This window comes from Iocasia fonsfrigidae (assembly GCF_017751145.1).
GTDB classification, from domain to species: Bacteria; Bacillota; Halanaerobiia; order Halanaerobiales; family DTU029; genus Iocasia; species Iocasia fonsfrigidae.
The window spans coordinates 3824910-3841815 of the sequence record NZ_CP046640.1; the positions used below are offsets into that span (position 1 = coordinate 3824910).

General features: G+C 34.3%; 14 protein-coding genes. 1 reads left to right on the forward strand and 13 read right to left on the reverse strand.

The features are described from left to right. Positions 1 to 140 precede the first annotated feature (140 nt). From GM661_RS18360 to GM661_RS18400, 9 genes are all read right to left on the reverse strand, one after another. On the reverse strand, positions 141 to 1403 hold the full coding sequence (locus tag GM661_RS18360; protein ID WP_230868106.1) for a transposase: 1263 nt from the start codon (positions 1401 to 1403) through the stop codon (positions 141 to 143). A 212-nt stretch (positions 1404 to 1615) separates the two neighbouring features. Then, on the reverse strand, positions 1616 to 2341 hold the full coding sequence (nagB, locus tag GM661_RS18365; RefSeq protein ID WP_230868107.1) for a glucosamine-6-phosphate deaminase: 726 nt from the start codon (positions 2339 to 2341) through the stop codon (positions 1616 to 1618). Continuing rightward, positions 2341 to 3483, reverse strand: a complete 1143-nt coding sequence (nagA, locus tag GM661_RS18370; protein WP_230868108.1) for an N-acetylglucosamine-6-phosphate deacetylase — start codon at positions 3481 to 3483, stop codon at positions 2341 to 2343. The genes nagB and nagA overlap by 1 nt, the downstream gene beginning before the upstream one ends. A gap of 351 nt (positions 3484 to 3834) precedes the next feature. Next, complete coding sequence (nagE, locus tag GM661_RS18375) at positions 3835 to 5262, reverse strand: N-acetylglucosamine-specific PTS transporter subunit IIBC (protein ID WP_230868109.1); 1428 nt, start codon at positions 5260 to 5262, stop codon at positions 3835 to 3837. Between the two features lie 269 nt (positions 5263 to 5531). Beyond that, positions 5532 to 6782, reverse strand: coding sequence for a Gfo/Idh/MocA family protein (locus GM661_RS18380; RefSeq protein WP_230868110.1), 1251 nt, complete (start codon positions 6780 to 6782; stop codon positions 5532 to 5534). Between the two features lie 73 nt (positions 6783 to 6855). Then, positions 6856 to 7695 (reverse strand): carbohydrate ABC transporter permease, encoded by an 840-nt coding sequence (locus tag GM661_RS18385; protein WP_230868111.1) that lies wholly within the window; start codon positions 7693 to 7695, stop codon positions 6856 to 6858. 19 nt (positions 7696 to 7714) lie between these two features. Then, positions 7715 to 8590 (reverse strand): carbohydrate ABC transporter permease, encoded by an 876-nt coding sequence (locus GM661_RS18390; protein WP_230868112.1) that lies wholly within the window; start codon positions 8588 to 8590, stop codon positions 7715 to 7717. A 58-nt stretch (positions 8591 to 8648) separates the two neighbouring features. Then, positions 8649 to 9875 carry an ABC transporter substrate-binding protein gene (locus GM661_RS18395; RefSeq protein WP_230868113.1) on the reverse strand — a complete coding sequence of 409 codons (1227 nt, stop codon included), beginning with the start codon at positions 9873 to 9875 and terminating at the stop codon, positions 8649 to 8651. Between the two features lie 56 nt (positions 9876 to 9931). Further along, positions 9932 to 11074: an ROK family transcriptional regulator gene (locus GM661_RS18400; protein ID WP_230868114.1), complete on the reverse strand. Its 1143-nt coding sequence runs from the start codon at positions 11072 to 11074 to the stop codon at positions 9932 to 9934. 329 nt (positions 11075 to 11403) lie between these two features. On the opposite strand from GM661_RS18400, the gene GM661_RS18405 reads away from it, so the two are divergent. Continuing rightward, entirely contained in the window at positions 11404 to 12666 is a 1263-nt protein-coding gene (locus GM661_RS18405; RefSeq protein WP_230868115.1) for a transposase, read from the forward strand. Between the two features lie 139 nt (positions 12667 to 12805). On the opposite strand, the gene GM661_RS18410 is transcribed toward GM661_RS18405, so the two are convergent. The 4 genes from GM661_RS18410 to GM661_RS18425 all read right to left on the reverse strand — a co-directional run bounded on the left by GM661_RS18410 (position 12806) and on the right by GM661_RS18425 (position 16874). Beyond that, positions 12806 to 13150: a phage holin family protein gene (locus GM661_RS18410; RefSeq protein ID WP_230868116.1), complete on the reverse strand. Its 345-nt coding sequence runs from the start codon at positions 13148 to 13150 to the stop codon at positions 12806 to 12808. A 241-nt stretch (positions 13151 to 13391) separates the two neighbouring features. Next, positions 13392 to 14288 (reverse strand): 4-hydroxy-tetrahydrodipicolinate synthase, encoded by an 897-nt coding sequence (gene dapA / locus GM661_RS18415; RefSeq protein WP_230868117.1) that lies wholly within the window; start codon positions 14286 to 14288, stop codon positions 13392 to 13394. A 21-nt stretch (positions 14289 to 14309) separates the two neighbouring features. Further along, positions 14310 to 15464 (reverse strand): iron-containing alcohol dehydrogenase, encoded by a 1155-nt coding sequence (locus tag GM661_RS18420; protein ID WP_230868118.1) that lies wholly within the window; start codon positions 15462 to 15464, stop codon positions 14310 to 14312. Positions 15465 to 15578: 114 nt separating this feature from the next. Beyond that, a complete protein-coding gene (locus GM661_RS18425; RefSeq protein WP_164522082.1) occupies positions 15579 to 16874 on the reverse strand; it encodes a TRAP transporter large permease in 1296 nt (431 codons plus the stop codon). Between the last annotated feature and the right edge of the window lie 32 nt (positions 16875 to 16906).

The following is a 16906-nucleotide window of genomic DNA, read 5'->3' on the forward strand; positions in this document are numbered from 1 at the left end:
AACACACCATTTAATAGTCTGTATTATAATGTATATAATGTATTATTTTTATAATATATTATTTTTTCCAAATTGTCAATGATTATTCCAAATAAATGAGTTTCCCCATTTTTAAAAATAGCAAAAACTAACCTTTACTGTCATAGTGGTAAAGAAAGTTGTAAATTGTTTTGTGATCGCTGTTTTTGGTAATAACTTTTTAAAAACGAATTTATTCCAGTGTATGATTTCTCTAAAATAGCTTTAAAACCATCTGCTATTGCATAATAATCAAAATCCGGGAGATTAAATATTCTATCAGAAACCTTCTTTACAATTATCTTGAGTTCGGTCTGTTTTTTCTTGTTTGAAAATAGAGCTAAAAATCCTATTGCTATTGATAAAATTAAATCTAAATTTCTTATTCTTTTTAAAGATCTTACTCTAAAATTTTCAAAGTCAAACTTCTGTTTTTTGAATCTAAAATATTCTTCTATTCTCCATCTTTTAATATATGCTTTTAAAATGGTAAGAGTAAGTTTTTTAGCCTTTGGCCTTAAATTTGTAATTAACATCATTGGATTATTTCCAAGGCCTCTAACGATTACAAGAGTTAACTTTTTATCTTTTAAAGCTGGTAATTTAATTGGAGCATAACTAAATTTTAATTTTCTTTCTTTGTTATCCTGGTTGGTATAGCAATAGACATATTTACCTTTGTATAGATCAGCTATTTTCTTAATATTTATGCTTCTGCCTTTATAAATAAGATTGCGGTTACTTTTAGCCCTAATTACAAAATCTTTATTGCTATCAGTAAAATATTTATAATAAAGATTGGCATCATAGCCTCTATCAAGGGCATAAATACCTTTTTTTCCAAAATGCTTTTCAATAAAATTAAGACCTTTTAATGCTTCAATATTTCTACTTTTAAAACCAGATTCTAAACTTGAGTAGATATGAGAGTATACTTCTATAGGCAGTTCTTTATTATCAGTTAGAGCAGCTATTTCAAAAGTATCATAACCTTTTTCAGTTTCACATTTGCTACCATCTCTAACTCTATCAAGAGCCTCCAGTTCTTTACTATAGGGTTTTACTATATCTGATTTGTCACAGCAGAAAACAGTATTATCATCAATATGTGGTTTAATCTTATTTAGATAATCAGTAATTAGTTCTTCTTGTTGATTAAAATTTTCAAGGTTTCTGGATAAACGTTCAACAGTTTTTTTGAAAAGGATATCTTCTTTAAGAGAACGAGCAATATTACTTAAAAGTACTGATTGACCTTTTAGTAAACCATAAATCATTTGAGTAATAAATTTAGTTTTAGGTTTTGATAGGTTTTTAGAAATACTTTTAGAAAAATTGCTTACTTTTCGTTTCAATTGGTAAATAAATTTGGTATAATTACTCATAGGTGGAACAACTCCTTTTGGTTTTTGTGTCCAAACAAATTATACCAAATTCAGGAGCTTGTTTCACCTTTTTTGCGTAATCTGTGGATAACTATTTTTAAACCATTCTCAACATGAATTATCCACAATTTTGCCTGTTGATAACTTTTTCTTTATATACACTGAAAAAATGGGGAAACTCCTGTTATTCCAAATATACTAGCCTAGTGTAGCTATAATAAATTAGCAGCTTCTTCATCTATAATCAGGGTTACTTCTGGATGGGTCTGCAGTAATGATGAAGGAACTCTGGTATCAACATAACCATTAACTGTCTTTTTTATTGCCTCTGCTTTATTTCTGCCGCTGGCTAACAAAATAATCCTTTCGGCTTTTAGTATCGTAGCCATTCCCACCGAAACTGCCTTACGGGGGACTTCCTCTGGAGAGTCAAAAAAACGGCTGTTGGACTTAATAGTTTCTTCAGTAAGTTTAACCAGCTTAGTGGTAACATTTAGCCTATCACCTGGTTCATTAAACCCAATATGTCCATTTGAACCTATCCCCAGAACCTGTAAGTCGATTCCTCCTGCCCGCTGGATTTTTTCTTCATAATACTTACATTCGGTTTCCATATTTTCTACCATGCCACGTGGTATATTAGTATTTTCGGAGTAAAGATTAACATGCTTAAAAAGATTTTGCTGCATGTAATAGTGATAGCTTTCTTTGTTATCGGGGGTGAGTTTATAATACTCATCAAGGTTAAATGTTATCACCTCAGAAAAATCTATTTCCCCCCTGTGATACATCTGAACTAACTCCTGATACATTCCTTCCGGAGTACTCCCGGTAGCTAAGCCTAATACACTATCGGGTTTTAAATTAACCTGACTTGCCACTAATAAGGCTGCTTTACGGCTCATTGTCTGATAATCTTTTTCTATTATTACTCTCATTAATCTGTCACCTCTTCTCCATCTTTAAATACTTTTTTTACATTTAAATCTTTATCTAACAGAACTAAATCTGCCTGATATCCCGGCAATAATTTACCAAGTTTATTATCTATTTTCAACATCCTGGCTGGATTAGCTGTAACCAGGGAGATAATCTGCGGCAACGTAAGTATCTTTAAGAAATTAATGTTTTTGACTGCTTGTTCTAATGTTAAAACACTCCCGGCCAATGCCCCTGATGCCAGACGGGCAGCACCATCTTTTACAGTTACTTCTTGACCACCAAGTTGATAAACCCCATCTCCTCTCGAACCTGCTTCCATCTGGTCTGTTACCAGGATTAGCTTATCCAATTCCTTAATCTTGAAGACTATTTCTAAAACAACAGGTTTAATATGTATAAAATCAGCTATTAGCTCACAACTCAAATCACTATTAAAAACTGCTCCCACTACCCCAGGTTCACGATGGTGAAGACCGCACATGCCATTAAAAAGATGGGTAGCATGTGATAATCCCCAGTCTCTTGCCTTGATAACCTGTTCATAACTAGCGCCAGAATGACCTACAGATACAATTACATCATTATCTACCAGGTACTTGATTAGGTCTTCTGCCCCTACCAGTTCAGGGGCAATAGTTATTATTTTAGTAATATCTATATATTCTTTGATTAATGACAGGTCAGGTGATACAATATGGCTCTCTTCCTGAGCACCTTTATAATCTTTATTGAGAAAGGGACCTTCGATATGTGTTCCTAGAACCCTAGCCCCTTTAGTCCCTTTCTCCATGACATCTCTTATGTTTCTCAAGGCATTTTTGATATCAGCATAGGGCATAGACATAGTTGTAGGTAAAAAGGAAGTAACACCAGATTTAATCACAGCCTTACTTATCTCGTTAACTGCCTGATAACTCCCTTCCATGGTATCAAAACCATTAGCACCATGGATATGAATATCAATAAAACCAGGACTTAGGTAATTCCCCTCCCCATCAATAATTTCTAACTCCTCATTATAAGAATCCTGTTCACTTATTTCCTGGTCGAGTATTTTAAGTATTTTCTCGTTAAAAAGAATGCCTCCTTCTTTAACCCTATTGTGATTAATAATTTTTATGTTTTTAATCAGTTTCATTTAACTCACCTATCTTTTCTTATTACTTCAGTTAAATAATCCTTTTTTTCCTTACTTGAACCCAGTTCCAGTACCTTCTCTGCTATTAGTAAGGCATCTTTTCTTGCCCATTTACTAATCTACTCCTTAACACATAAAATAGAAATCGTACCCCTACTAAGCTTATCTATCATCACCTCTTTGTTTATTTTTTAAGATCATCTCCTTAAGAAAAGTAGAAGTAGAGATACAAATATAATATATAATATTATACCATAAATTGAGTTTCAATTAATATTTATCTTGATAGTACCATTTGTTTATAGGTATGGCAAATACCAAGGGAGAAAAAACTCCCTTGGTTAATCTTAATTATTCGAGTGCCTTATTAATCTCATCTGCAATTAATTCAGCCTGAGTTCCAACTACTACCTGAGCATTGGTCTTATTGGCTTTTAACACCCCGGTAACCCCTATACTCTTTAATTTTGCTTCATCGATCTTATCAGTATCATTAACTTCCAGACGCAAACGGGTAATACAGGAATCAAGTTTATTTATATTTTCAACACCACCAAGGTATTCAATAAATTTCTTTATTTTTTCATCGACCCCTCCGGCTGACACTGTCTTATTCTTACTACTTCCTTTTTTCTGTGATTCTGGTAGTATATCAAAAGCCCCAACAGTATCTGCATCAAGGCGTCCAGGTGTAGCTATATTAAATTTCTCAATAGCAAATTCAAATACTATATAGTAAAGAATAAAGGCTCCTATACCCAGTAGTATGAGCAATAATGGTCTTTCTGCCAGGTTAAAATTTACCACATAGTCAATCAGCCCTGCTGAAAAGCCAAAGCCGTGTCTAATCCCAAGCAAATAGGCAACTATAAGGAAACCGCCACTCAGAATTGCGTGGATGAGGTATAGTAATGGTGCCAGAAACATAAAACTAAATTCGATTGGTTCTGTTATTCCTGTCAAGAAAGAGGTAAGGGCAACACTAATAAATATACCAGAAACAGCCTTTCTATATTTTGGTTTAGCAGCCCGGTACATGGCCAGGGCAGCAGCGGGCAGCCCAAACATCATTATCGGGAAAAAGCCAGCCATAAAGATACCTGCACTGGGATCTCCGGCAAAAAAGCGGTGGAGGTCACCAGTTACTACTTCTCCAGCTGCTGTAGTAAATTCACCAAAGACAAACCAGACCAGGGTATTTAGAACATGATGTAGTCCCACAGGAATAAGAAGCCGGTTTAAAAATCCATATACTCCAACACCTATTGCCCCTGCATCTATAGCCCACTGTCCAGCTGCATTAATTACATTTTGAATTGGAGGCCAGATATAGCCAAATAGATAGGCCAGTACGATACAGGCTGCCCCGGTTACAATCGGCACAAACCTTCTTCCTCCAAAGAAACCCAGGTAATCAGGAAGTTTTATATCATGATAGCGGTTATAAAGAGCCCCTGCTACTAAGCCGCCAATAATACCAGCCAGTACCCCCATATTTATATCCGGGTTTATAGCCTGAGTAGCATTTGTTATAATTAGATATCCAACAGCACCTGCCAGACCAGCGGCACCTGATTTGTCAAAAGCAATTCCCACGGCAACACCTATCGCAAATAATAACGCTAAATTATCAAAAATAGCACTACCAGCAGCAGCCAGGAAAGGAAAGTTAAAGGGGTCAACCCCAAAACGGAGCATAAGGGCAGCCACAGGCAGAACAGCAATGGGAAGCATTAAGGCCTTACCAATACGTTGTAATTGTGAAAATCCTTTCTTCATAATTTAACATCCTCCTTTAAATCATAATAGTGATTAAAACGACAAAGCAAATTATATTTACTGACTACCACCCCCTTTAATCAATTCTACCAACATTAATAATAAAAAGGCATAAACCTCTCCACAAAAAATCTGGGTAAGACTTATGCCTGAATTATCTCAGTAACACACCTTTTAATATGCTATTATGGTAATTGTTTTAATTTTCTTAATAGTTATTATATTACACAGAAATATTCTTGTCAATAAAATTCTAATATTAGACAATATTATATTATTGGCCTCCATTCCTCCAATTGAATAACCTTCTTATTTTTTCTTGCTTCCTCAGCAGCAAAAGCTATTAAATGGCTTTCCAGCGAAACATCTAAAGATGTCGCCCAGTTATTACCTTTATTATTTTTTAATATATCGACATACTGGTTCATAAGCCCGGTATCACCACCACTATGTCCACCCCGTCCTTCTTTAACACTTATTTTATAAACATCTTTTCCAAACTTAAATACCTGAATAGTTCCATGTTCAAGATCACCTCTGATTTCCCCCTGTGACCCAAATAGTTTTATCGTTCTATTAATCTCCTGAGAAAATGCTGTTAGGGTAAAATTCACCTCAGTATTATCCTCCTGGGTCATATTCACCCGCTGTACCTCAGGTACATTATTATCACATTTCCAGACACACTTGCCATAGGGACCTTCTTGTAAGGCCTTAAACCTACCTTCATAGGAAAAGTCAGTGGTAATTACTGAAACCGGCCAACCAGTATTATCCCCTAAATAGATTTTGCGGGCAGAATAGGGGCAGTCATTTTCAATACCACAATCAAGACAACGGTCACCGGCACCTTCCGGTTGTTTTTCTTTCCGAAATACCTCCCGGGAGGCATGTGAAGATAAAAGCTTTGTTTTAGTTCCTAAAAGCCAATGTAAAATATCAAGGTCATGACAGCTCTTGGCTAAAATTATAGGGGCAGCAAGATCTGTATTCCGCCAGTTACCCCTGACATAACTGTGGGCAAAATGATAAAACCCTATATTTTCAACCAGATCGACAAGCCTGAGAGCACCAATCACCTTATCATCCAGCAATTCCTTTAATTTCTGAAAAAAATTAGTATACCTCAACACATGAGATACCAGTACTGTACTATTAGTCTCTTTATATTTGCGATAGATCTCATTTACTCCCTCTAATGTAGGGGCAATTGGTTTTTCCAGCAATAATTTATAGCCTTTGTCCATAGCCTGAATAGCTGGCTCGACATGCATGTGATCCAGAGTAGCAATTATTATTCCCTCAGCAAGCCTATCCCTGGATAATAATTCTTTCCAGTCAGCAAATTGTCTATCTTTATCTATATTATGCTCTTTGGCAAAAAGTCTGCGTTTAGTCACATCTGGTTCAGCTACTGCGACAGCTTTAATATCACCAGGGTGTTCCTGTATATACCTCCCATAAGCCTCTCTTCCGCGATTACCAGCACCTAACACAGCAACAGTTGCAGGACCTGACATTAATAATCACCTCTAATAAATTATTTTTTAATCTACCCATTTATTAAATAAAAGTTAAACAGATAACTAAATTCTACCCTTTAACGGCCCCAGCAGTTAATCCTTGCACCAGGAATCTCTGGACAAAGGAAAATAAAATAGCAACAGGCAAAATAGAGATAACAGCAGCCGCCATCATTTCATGCCAGAGTACTACATTTTTCCCTACGAAATCACTCATAGCCAGGGTTATTGGCGACATACTGGCATCATTTATAAAGGTCAAAGAAAACATCAAATCATTCCACCCCATGATAAAGGCATAGATACCAGCTGTCGCAATTCCCGGCCCGGCAAGCGGGAGAATTATTCTATATAGGGATTTAAATAATGAACAACCGTCTACCATAGCAGCTTCTTCCAGGCCACGGGGAATGTTTTCAAAATAACCAAGCAAAAGCCAGATAACCATCGGTAACGCAAAAGCAGTTCTACCTACAATTACAGAGGTAAATGTATTAATTAATCCTAGATTTATTACTATTTTATACAAGGGAACTAACAAAACTATGGGAGAAAACATCTGAGTAGCCAGTACAGAAAACAAAAATAGTTTCCTCCCTTTAAATTGGTAGCGGGACATAGCATAAGCAGCTGGCGTACCAAGGGTCAGAGACAATATACCTACAGAACCAGCTATTAAAATACTATTTAAAAATGGTTTATAAAACTGATACTCACCTACCCAGACTGTCCAATAATTGACGAACTGTAAATCCTCAGAAATCCAGGTAGGAGGCCAGGTCAATACACTATCAAAGGTTTTAAATGAGGTCGAGATCATTACTGCAGTAGGAAATAGTAACATCACTAAAAAAAGTATCATTATAATATGGGTCAATGATATTTGTATAGATCTACCTTTGTTTTTCATTTGATCACCATCCTTTAACTTATTCTTTTGCTTTAAATAAATTCCAGTAGAACAAACTAAAAATCATAAGTAAGATAAAGGTTGTCACAGCATAAGCGCCACCAATACCTAAATCAAATTTACTAAAGGCCTCTTTATATGTTTTAATAACCAGGGTTTCTGTGGCATTGACCGGCCCACCCTTAGTTAAAACCCAGATAATATTAAAAGAATTAAAAGTCCAGATAATTGACAAGATAGTCCCAGTTAAAAAGACAGGTTTCAACTGGGGTAATGTAATTTTAAACAATTGCTGCCACTTATTTGCCCCATCTACCCGGGCTGCCTCATATATTTCCTGAGGAATCCCCTGTAACCCAGACAAAAATACCACAATCATAAAGGGAATACCAATCCACATATCATTAATAACTGCGGCTATAAAAGCTGTCGACCTATGACCAAGCCAGGAAATACCTTCACTAATAAATCCTAATTTCATAAAAACATAATTCAACATACCATATTCACCATTATAAACCCAGCGCCAAATAATAGCTGAAACAACCTGAGGTGTAACCCAAGGAATTAAAATAAGGGTTCTATAAAGCCCTCTTATCTTAAATTTCTGATTTAATACTAAAGCTATAGCTAGTCCAATTAGTGTTTTGCCCATCACAGAACTAACAGTCCAGATAAGGGTTCGCTGTAAGGCACCCCAAAATTCCCTATCCTGAAGCAATTTAGTAAAATTACTTAAGCCTGCAAATTCTACTCCCTCCCAGGGACGTGTTAAAACCTCATGGTAAAGAGCAGTTCTAACAGTTAATAAAATTGGATAAGCAACAATTAATAACATAAAAGTAACCGCTGGTAGTATAAAGATATAGGGAAGATACTTTTTACGAATACTCATTGTCTTTACCTCCTGATTAAGGGTCTTCCCCCAGAATATTCTGAGGGAAGGCAATTATTTATCTAGTGGGAGCAATACCTTCATCTTTTATCCTAATAACAGCTTGATCAAGGGCCTCCTGGGGAGTTTTATCTCCCATTAAGGCACTCTGAATTGCGTCTGTCATAATATCCTGAAATGTTTCCCAGACTATCGGTAATGGTTGTGCTTCACCAGTTTCAATAGTATCAATAAAGGTCTTAAAGAAATCATCTTTTTGGAATTGTTCAGTATCTGCAGCATCTTTCATAACTGGTACTGAACCATACTCATAATCTTGATAAGTCTGATTTTCATAACTAGTAATAAAATTCAGGTAATCCCAGACCTGTTCACCTGCATTTTTAAATAAAACATAAGAATCAGAGACCAGTATGCTTTTACGGTAGTCTCCCTTTGGTATTAACGCAGTTTGATAGGGAGTTTCTTTATTATCGGGGGAACGACCAATAATTGATTTGCCCCAAGGACCACAAATAAACATAGCAATCTTACCAGTGGCAAAAAGATTCGGGAGTTCTTCTCGATTATATTCTACTGGATTAGGAACAACTTTGTGTTTCCGGTAAAGATCCACATAGTATTTTAGTGCTTTAACACCGGCCTCACTGTTAATTACAGGTTCACCATTTTTATCAAAAACCTCTCCCCCTGCCTGGAAGAGGTAGTTAAAAAATTGGGAAGTTGTAGAAACATGTTTTGCCCCGGCGATAGCGAACCCATACATATCCGGGTTTTCCTGCTGTATTCTTTTGGATACTTCAATAAGCTCTTCCCAGGTTTGTGGTGGTTCTGCAATTAGGTCAGTTCTATAAAACAGGGCTTTAGTAGAAAAGGCTCTGGGTAAACCATACTGTTTATTTTTATATTGGGCAGTTGCCAGCAGTGCTTTAGTATAGTCATCTTTTTTATCTTGACTCATATACTGATCAAGGGGCTTAATTGCTTTCATCTCAGCTAATACAGGTATCCAGCGGGAACCTACGTATATAACATCAGGTAAGTTATCGGTCTGAGCCATACTCATCATTTTTTGATAAATATTTCCCCAACCCACTTCAATTATTTCAACCTTAACATTAGGGTTTTTTCCCATGTATTTATTGGCAAGTTCATGGACATATCCGAGCTTCTTCTCATCACCTGGTTCCATGTGTCTAATAGTAATTTTTTCTTGAGCAAATACTGAAAAACTCATACCTGCCAATATCAGTAACAATAGAGCAATTAATAGATATTTTTTCAAAGTTATCCCTCCTTGTTTTGGTTAAAAACGAAAAATCTTAAAATAGTTTAAATTTTTTATTTTATTGCTCCCCCCTCTCTCTTAAAATACCTGGAATTATGAAAACAAAAACTAGCCCCTCCCATTATAACGGCATCCTCTGCTAGAGTCGCTGGCAGAACCTGTACATTTTGATAAAAATCCCACATCGAGTATTTCTTGATTCTGTCTTTCATTTGCTTGTAAAAAGACTTTGGAGCCAGTTTTACCAGCTCTCCTCCAAAAATGACTGCCTCAGTATCTATCAAATGTATGTAATTGGAAAGAGCCAGGGCTAGATAATCACAAAAGTTTTCATAATTTGGAGAATCAAAATCTATATTCTTAAATTGTTTACGGAATTGCCTTTCATTTTCCACAGAAATATACTGGGATAAAACAGCTGTTAAACAACCTTTACGCCCACAAACACACTTAGCCCCTTCTTTTTCTACAATTATATGGCCAAATTCACCGGCCTGACCAAATTTTCCCCGGTAAATATTGTTATCTATTATTATTCCAGCACCGACTTGGGACCCAATCATTACATATATATAATTTTCTAAATGTTTATAGCCAAACTCATTTTCCGCGAGAGCAGCTAAATTAGTATCGTTTTCTAAATATACAGGAAAAGAATATTTTTCCTGTATTGGTTCAAGGACAAGGAAATCCCTTAAACCCATAATAGCCGAATATTTAACAGAACCATTTTCTTGATTAATAATTCCCGACCACCCGAGAGCCAGCCCAATGATTTTTTCTTCAATAATATTGTTGTTTTTAATCAATTTATTAATTATATTTACTATTATTTCAACTATATTGTGTTCAACTGGATATCTTAATTCCTCTTCATAACTATCATGAATATTATATTTGAGGTCAAGTAAAGCCATTGAAATAGAACCTGCAGAAATATTAGCACTAAGTATATAACCATGATCAGGGTTTAAATCTAATAAAATTGGTCTCCGTCCACCTTTTGATTCACCTTCACCTATTACTATTATCAACTTATTTTTTATCATTTCATCAATCAGGGTAGTAATCGTAGTAGGGCTCAAGCCTGTTTTTTCAGTTAAATCTGCTCGAGAACAGGGACCAGCATCATTAAATTCCCTGATAATTAAGGATACATTTATATTTTTCATTAATTTCATATTACCTTTTCTCATCTAGTATTCCTCCCAAACCCAAAACTTTTTTTGTATGACAAAAAAAGTTTTTAAAAAAATAATTTCTGATACTTATTCAATCGTCCAAAATAAGTTTCTATAATTAGTTTACTACTTTTCTTGATAACTGTCAAATTATTTTTGACAGGAGTTTCCCCATTTTTTGAGTGTATATAAAGAAAAAGTTATCAACAGGCAAAATTGTGGATAATTCATGTTGAGAATGGTTTAAAAATAGTTATCCACAGATTACGCAAAAAAGGTGAAACAAGCTCCTGAATTTGGTATAATTTGTTTGGACACAAAAACCAAAAGGAGTTGTTCCACCTATGAGTAATTATACCAAATTTATTTACCAATTGAAACGAAAAGTAAGCAATTTTTCTAAAAGTATTTCTAAAAACCTATCAAAACCTAAAACTAAATTTATTACTCAAATGATTTATGGTTTACTAAAAGGTCAATCAGTACTTTTAAGTAATATTGCTCGTTCTCTTAAAGAAGATATCCTTTTCAAAAAAACTGTTGAACGTTTATCCAGAAACCTTGAAAATTTTAATCAACAAGAAGAACTAATTACTGATTATCTAAATAAGATTAAACCACATATTGATGATAATACTGTTTTCTGCTGTGACAAATCAGATATAGTAAAACCCTACAGTAAAGAACTGGAGGCTCTTGATAGAGTTAGAGATGGTAGCAAAGGTGAAACTGAAAAAGGTTATGATACTTTTGAAATAGCTGCTCTAACTGATAATAAAGAACTGCCTATAGAAGTATACTCTCATATCTACTCAAGTTTAGAATCTGGTTTTAAAAGTAGAAATATTGAAGCATTAAAAGGTCTTAATTTTATTGAAAAGCATTTTGGAAAAAAAGGTATTTATGCCCTTGATAGAGGCTATGATGCCAATCTTTATTATAAATATTTTACTGATAGCAATAAAGATTTTGTAATTAGGGCTAAAAGTAACCGCAATCTTATTTATAAAGGCAGAAGCATAAATATTAAGAAAATAGCTGATCTATACAAAGGTAAATATGTCTATTGCTATACCAACCAGGATAACAAAGAAAGAAAATTAAAATTTAGTTATGCTCCAATTAAATTACCAGCTTTAAAAGATAAAAATTTAACTCTTGTAATAGTTAGAGGCCTTGGAAATAATCCAATGATGTTAATTACAAATTTAAGGCCAAAGGCTAAAAAACTTACTCTTACCATTTTAAAAGCATATATTAAAAGATGGAGAATAGAAGAATATTTTAGATTCAAAAAACAGAAGTTTGACTTTGAAAATTTTAGAGTAAGATCTTTAAAAAGAATAAGAAATTTAGATTTAATTTTATCAATAGCAATAGGATTTTTAGCTCTATTTTCAAACAAGAAAAAACAGACCGAACTCAAGATAATTGTAAAGAAGGTTTCTGATAGAATATTTAATCTCCCGGATTTTGATTATTATGCAATAGCAGATGGTTTTAAAGCTATTTTAGAGAAATCATACACTGGAATAAATTCGTTTTTAAAAAGTTATTACCAAAAACAGCGATCACAAAACAATTTACAACTTTCTTTACCATTATGACAGTAAAGGTTAGTTTTTGCTATTTTTAAAAATGGGGAAACTCATTATTTTTGATCTTCCTCAGGAGATATTCCTCAGGAGATGAGTTAAACTTGCCTCCTATAACCTATAAAAGCCAGCTAAAAAGCTGGCTAATTCTTTAATCCAGTATTCCTTCCAAAATCCAGTTAATAAAACTTAGTATTATGGAAGCAATGATGGCAGAGAAGATTCCAGAAATATAAAAACCAGGGACAAAAGCTGCAGTTATGAGCAGCATCAGTCCGTTTATTACAAATAGGAAAAGACCGAAGGTTATAATTGTAAATGGTAATGTCAATATTGTAAAGATTGGCTTGAATACAGCATTGACAAAACCCAATATTAAGGCTGCCAAAAGGCCAGCAATGAATCCGCTAACATAAATTCCAGGAACAATATAAGCTGTTATCATTAAAGCAACCATAGTTATCAATAATTTGGCCGCAAAGGTTTTTCGTTGCATAATTTCACCTCCAATTTTTTAGTTCAGTGATAAGTTTAAAATGGAACTATAGACTATATTATATTACAATAGACTTTAATGGTTCTTCAAACCAGGCTTGTCTGTTAGCAAATTTATACCCAAAACGCTATTTTTCTATTTATACTATAATTATAATACAGAATTTTATAATTGACAAAAGGACCCCTGGATTTACATCCTGGGGTCCTCCCGCCTTACTAGTTGATTGTCAGAGATATATTTAAAAGGAAGATGTGTATTGCAAATAATGTTTATTAATAACTTCCTTGACTTTCGTTTTTATACTTTCATCAGGCATTAGAATTGGACTTCTAGTTGGACCAACAGGCTTACCGCTTAGTTCCATAGCTGTCTTAACAATTGATGGAAAGGTATTTAAACCCAGAGTACTCCGAATTGGAGCAATTTTATCCTGCATTTCTTTTGCCTCTTCATATTTTCCTTCTTTCCATAAACGGTATATACCTACCATTATTTCGGGGAAAATATTGGCCATACCACTAACAGACCCTTTACCTCCTGCCAGTAAAGTCCAGTATACTAATCCATCATTACCTGATAATACACTAAAATCTGCAGGTGTTAATTGGATATATTGCAGGATATTTTTAAAATCTCCACTACTATCTTTAATGCCCACAACATTATCAATCTCTGCCAGCTGCTGTACAATATCTGGGGAAATAGAAACCTGTGTCTTAGCAGGAATATTATAAATTATAATCGGTAGCTTAACACTTTCAGCAATACGCTGATAGTGAACAAACATTTCTTCCTGTGAAGGTGAGATCACATAAGGTGTAATTACAGAAACTGCATCGGCACCCATAGCTTCCACTTCTTTGGTAAGTTTAATTACTTCCCTGGTAGTTATTCCGCCAGTACCAACCCATACCTGAACTCTTCCTTTAGCTTCATCTATTACTATTTCAACCATTCGTATCTTTTCTTCATAAGTTAAAGAGAAAAACTCTCCATTAGTACTTAAACAAAATAATCCCTGTACACCTTTGTCAATATAATAGTTTACAGCTTTACGTAATATTGCTTCATCAAGGTCCTCATTTGAAGTCATAGGAGTAACCATGGCAACAATTATTCCCTCCGGATTAAACATTTTAAATTCCTCCTTATTATATTAGTCAACAAAAACCTTTTTATATATTCTTTTTGCATCTTTATATTCAACTAACCGTGGATTATTATTTAATAAACGTTCTACTGTCATTGCAGACTTAGCCAGATCCTTAATATCATTTTCAGCAATATTGATAGTATCAACCTTGATACCGACCTCTCTAGTTAAATCTTTAATTGCCTCTACTACTCTAACTACAATCTGCCCTGTTGAAAGTCCATCTCTCTTAATACTCATTTTTTCTGCCACTCTAACAAATTTATCTGGTACTGCTGAAGAATTGAATTCCATTACATCAGCCAGTAAAATAGCATTAGATAACCCATGACTTACCCCATATTTCCCGCCTAATGGGTAGGCCAGAGCATGCACTGCCCCTGTTCCAGAATTTGTTATCGCTACCCCACCATAAAAACTCCCTAAAATCATTTTATATCTTGCTTCTTTATTTTCTCCGTTTTTAACTGCTAACGGTAAATATTTACTTATTAAACGAATTCCCTCCAAAGCATATAAATCACTCATTTCATTTGCTTTATTACAAATAAAGCATTCAATAGCATGGGTAAAGGCATCTATTCCTGTTTCTGCTGTAATTTTTGGCGGCAGAGATATCGTTAACTCTGGGTCCAGTATAACTACTTTCGGTATTAACGCCGGTCCAATTAATCCCAATTTGATATTTTTTTCAACATTTTTTACAATAGCATTTGGGGTTGCTTCCGAACCAGTTCCTGATGTCGTAGGAATCATAATTGTCGGTAATCCCGGTTCAGTTATCTTTTTACCAATAAACTCTTTAACAGAATCTTCTACACTATTGGCAACGGCCAGCAATTTTGCAGTATCAAGAGTACTACCTCCACCAATACCTATAATTCCATCAAATCTATTTATTATATTAAGTTTTTTTATGGCTTGATCTATCTCATCAATAGTAGGCTCCCCTTTTATTTCATCAAATATTGAAAATGATATTCCTAAATCTTTTAAGAGAGCTAATATGCTGTCTATAAGTCCTAATTTCATCAAATTATTATCTACTACTACAAGTAATCTAGAAATACCTAATTCTTCAACTATTTCTCCTACCTGTTCACTCTTAGAAAAACCTATTTCTACTCTTTTTGGTATTTGAAAAATAATATCTTGCATATTTAAGACTCCTTTCTTATAATTTTAATTTTTTCCTTATAAAATAATAGTTACCTTACTGCTAATTACTGTTACAAGTTCCCCTAATGCTAAATCATATTTTCCCTACAACTACTAGATTAAACCAAATAATCTAGGCAAGAAAAGTGAGATGGCAGGAACAAATGTAACTAAACACAGAACTGCTAATTCGATTATTAAAAAAGGCCATAACTCTTTAATTAAATCAATTAAAGATACTTCACCTATTGCAACAGCTGAGAAGAGTCCAACTCCAAATGGAGGTGTAATTAACCCAATCATAAAATTAACTATCATAATCACACCAAAATGTACAGGGTTTATTCCAAAACTTTGTATTATAGGAAATAAAATAGGACCTAAAATTAATATGCCTGGGTTTGTACTAATAAACATCCCCCAAAGTAATAGTATTACATTGAGTATCAATAGTATTTTCCATGTGCTACCTCCACTATAAGATAGCAAGATATTTGTAAGTAAATCTGGAAAACGTTCCAAACTTAAAAACCAAGCAAAAGATGTCGCAACTCCTATAATAAAGTATATTTTAGAAGATTGAATAATTGTTTCTTTCATAATATTTATCAAGCTCTTAAGCCCTACATTCTTGTATATTAATACCGCAACAACAAAAGAATATAGAACTGCAATTCCTGCTGCTTCAGTAGGAGTAAAAATACCACTTAATATTCCCCCTAAAATAATAACAGGAGCCATTATTGCTACAATTGAATCCTTAATTATTTTAAATATTTGTTCTTTAGTATATTTTGTTTCATTTTTAGGGTATTTTCTTTTTCGAGCCAAAAAGAATATAATAATAAAACAACCAACACCAAGAAGCATACCAGGAATAGCTCCTCCCAAAAATAGGGCTCCTGTACTAATACCTGTTACAGCTGCTACTAATACTGCTGGAATTGACGGCGGAATAATAGGACCCTGAATAGCAGAAGCAGCAGTAACAGCTGTTGAAAATTCTTTATCATATCCATCCTCAACCATTGCTGGAACTAAGACAGAACCCATAGCTGCTATATCAGATAACGCAGACCCCGTTATTCCAGCAAAAAGCATACTCGCTAAAACATTAACATGTGCTAATCCACCCCTTAAACGACCTACTAACAAATCTGACAATTTAATCAAACGAGTTGTAACTCCACCTTTATTCATTAAACTTCCTGTCAACATAAATAATGGAATTGCCATAATAACAAAACTATTCATACCAGCAAACATTCTCTTGGGTATCATAAGGATAAAAGAATAATTTCCAGTTATTACACAATAAAAAAGTGATGTTAACCCTAGTCCAACACTTACTGGAATTCCTGAAAATAACAAGATTGCAAAAACTAGAAATAGCCAAGCTAAAACACTCACAATATTACCCCCCTTTTGTAATTAAAACTTCT

Coding starts and splice junctions, on each gene's coding strand:
- GM661_RS18360 (WP_230868106.1), bottom strand. CDS start 1,403: ATGAGTAATTATACCAAATTTATTTACCAATTGAAACGAAAAGTAAGC.
- nagB (WP_230868107.1), bottom strand. CDS start 2,341: ATGAGAGTAATAATAGAAAAAGATTATCAGACAATGAGCCGTAAAGCA.
- nagA (WP_230868108.1), bottom strand. CDS start 3,483: ATGAAACTGATTAAAAACATAAAAATTATTAATCACAATAGGGTTAAA.
- nagE (WP_230868109.1), bottom strand. CDS start 5,262: ATGAAGAAAGGATTTTCACAATTACAACGTATTGGTAAGGCCTTAATG.
- GM661_RS18380 (WP_230868110.1), bottom strand. CDS start 6,782: ATGTCAGGTCCTGCAACTGTTGCTGTGTTAGGTGCTGGTAATCGCGGA.
- GM661_RS18385 (WP_230868111.1), bottom strand. CDS start 7,695: ATGAAAAACAAAGGTAGATCTATACAAATATCATTGACCCATATTATA.
- GM661_RS18390 (WP_230868112.1), bottom strand. CDS start 8,590: ATGAGTATTCGTAAAAAGTATCTTCCCTATATCTTTATACTACCAGCG.
- GM661_RS18400 (WP_230868114.1), bottom strand. CDS start 11,074: ATGAGAAAAGGTAATATGAAATTAATGAAAAATATAAATGTATCCTTA.
- GM661_RS18405 (WP_230868115.1), top strand. CDS start 11,404: ATGAGTAATTATACCAAATTTATTTACCAATTGAAACGAAAAGTAAGC.
- GM661_RS18410 (WP_230868116.1), bottom strand. CDS start 13,150: ATGCAACGAAAAACCTTTGCGGCCAAATTATTGATAACTATGGTTGCT.
- dapA (WP_230868117.1), bottom strand. CDS start 14,288: ATGTTTAATCCGGAGGGAATAATTGTTGCCATGGTTACTCCTATGACT.
- GM661_RS18420 (WP_230868118.1), bottom strand. CDS start 15,464: ATGCAAGATATTATTTTTCAAATACCAAAAAGAGTAGAAATAGGTTTT.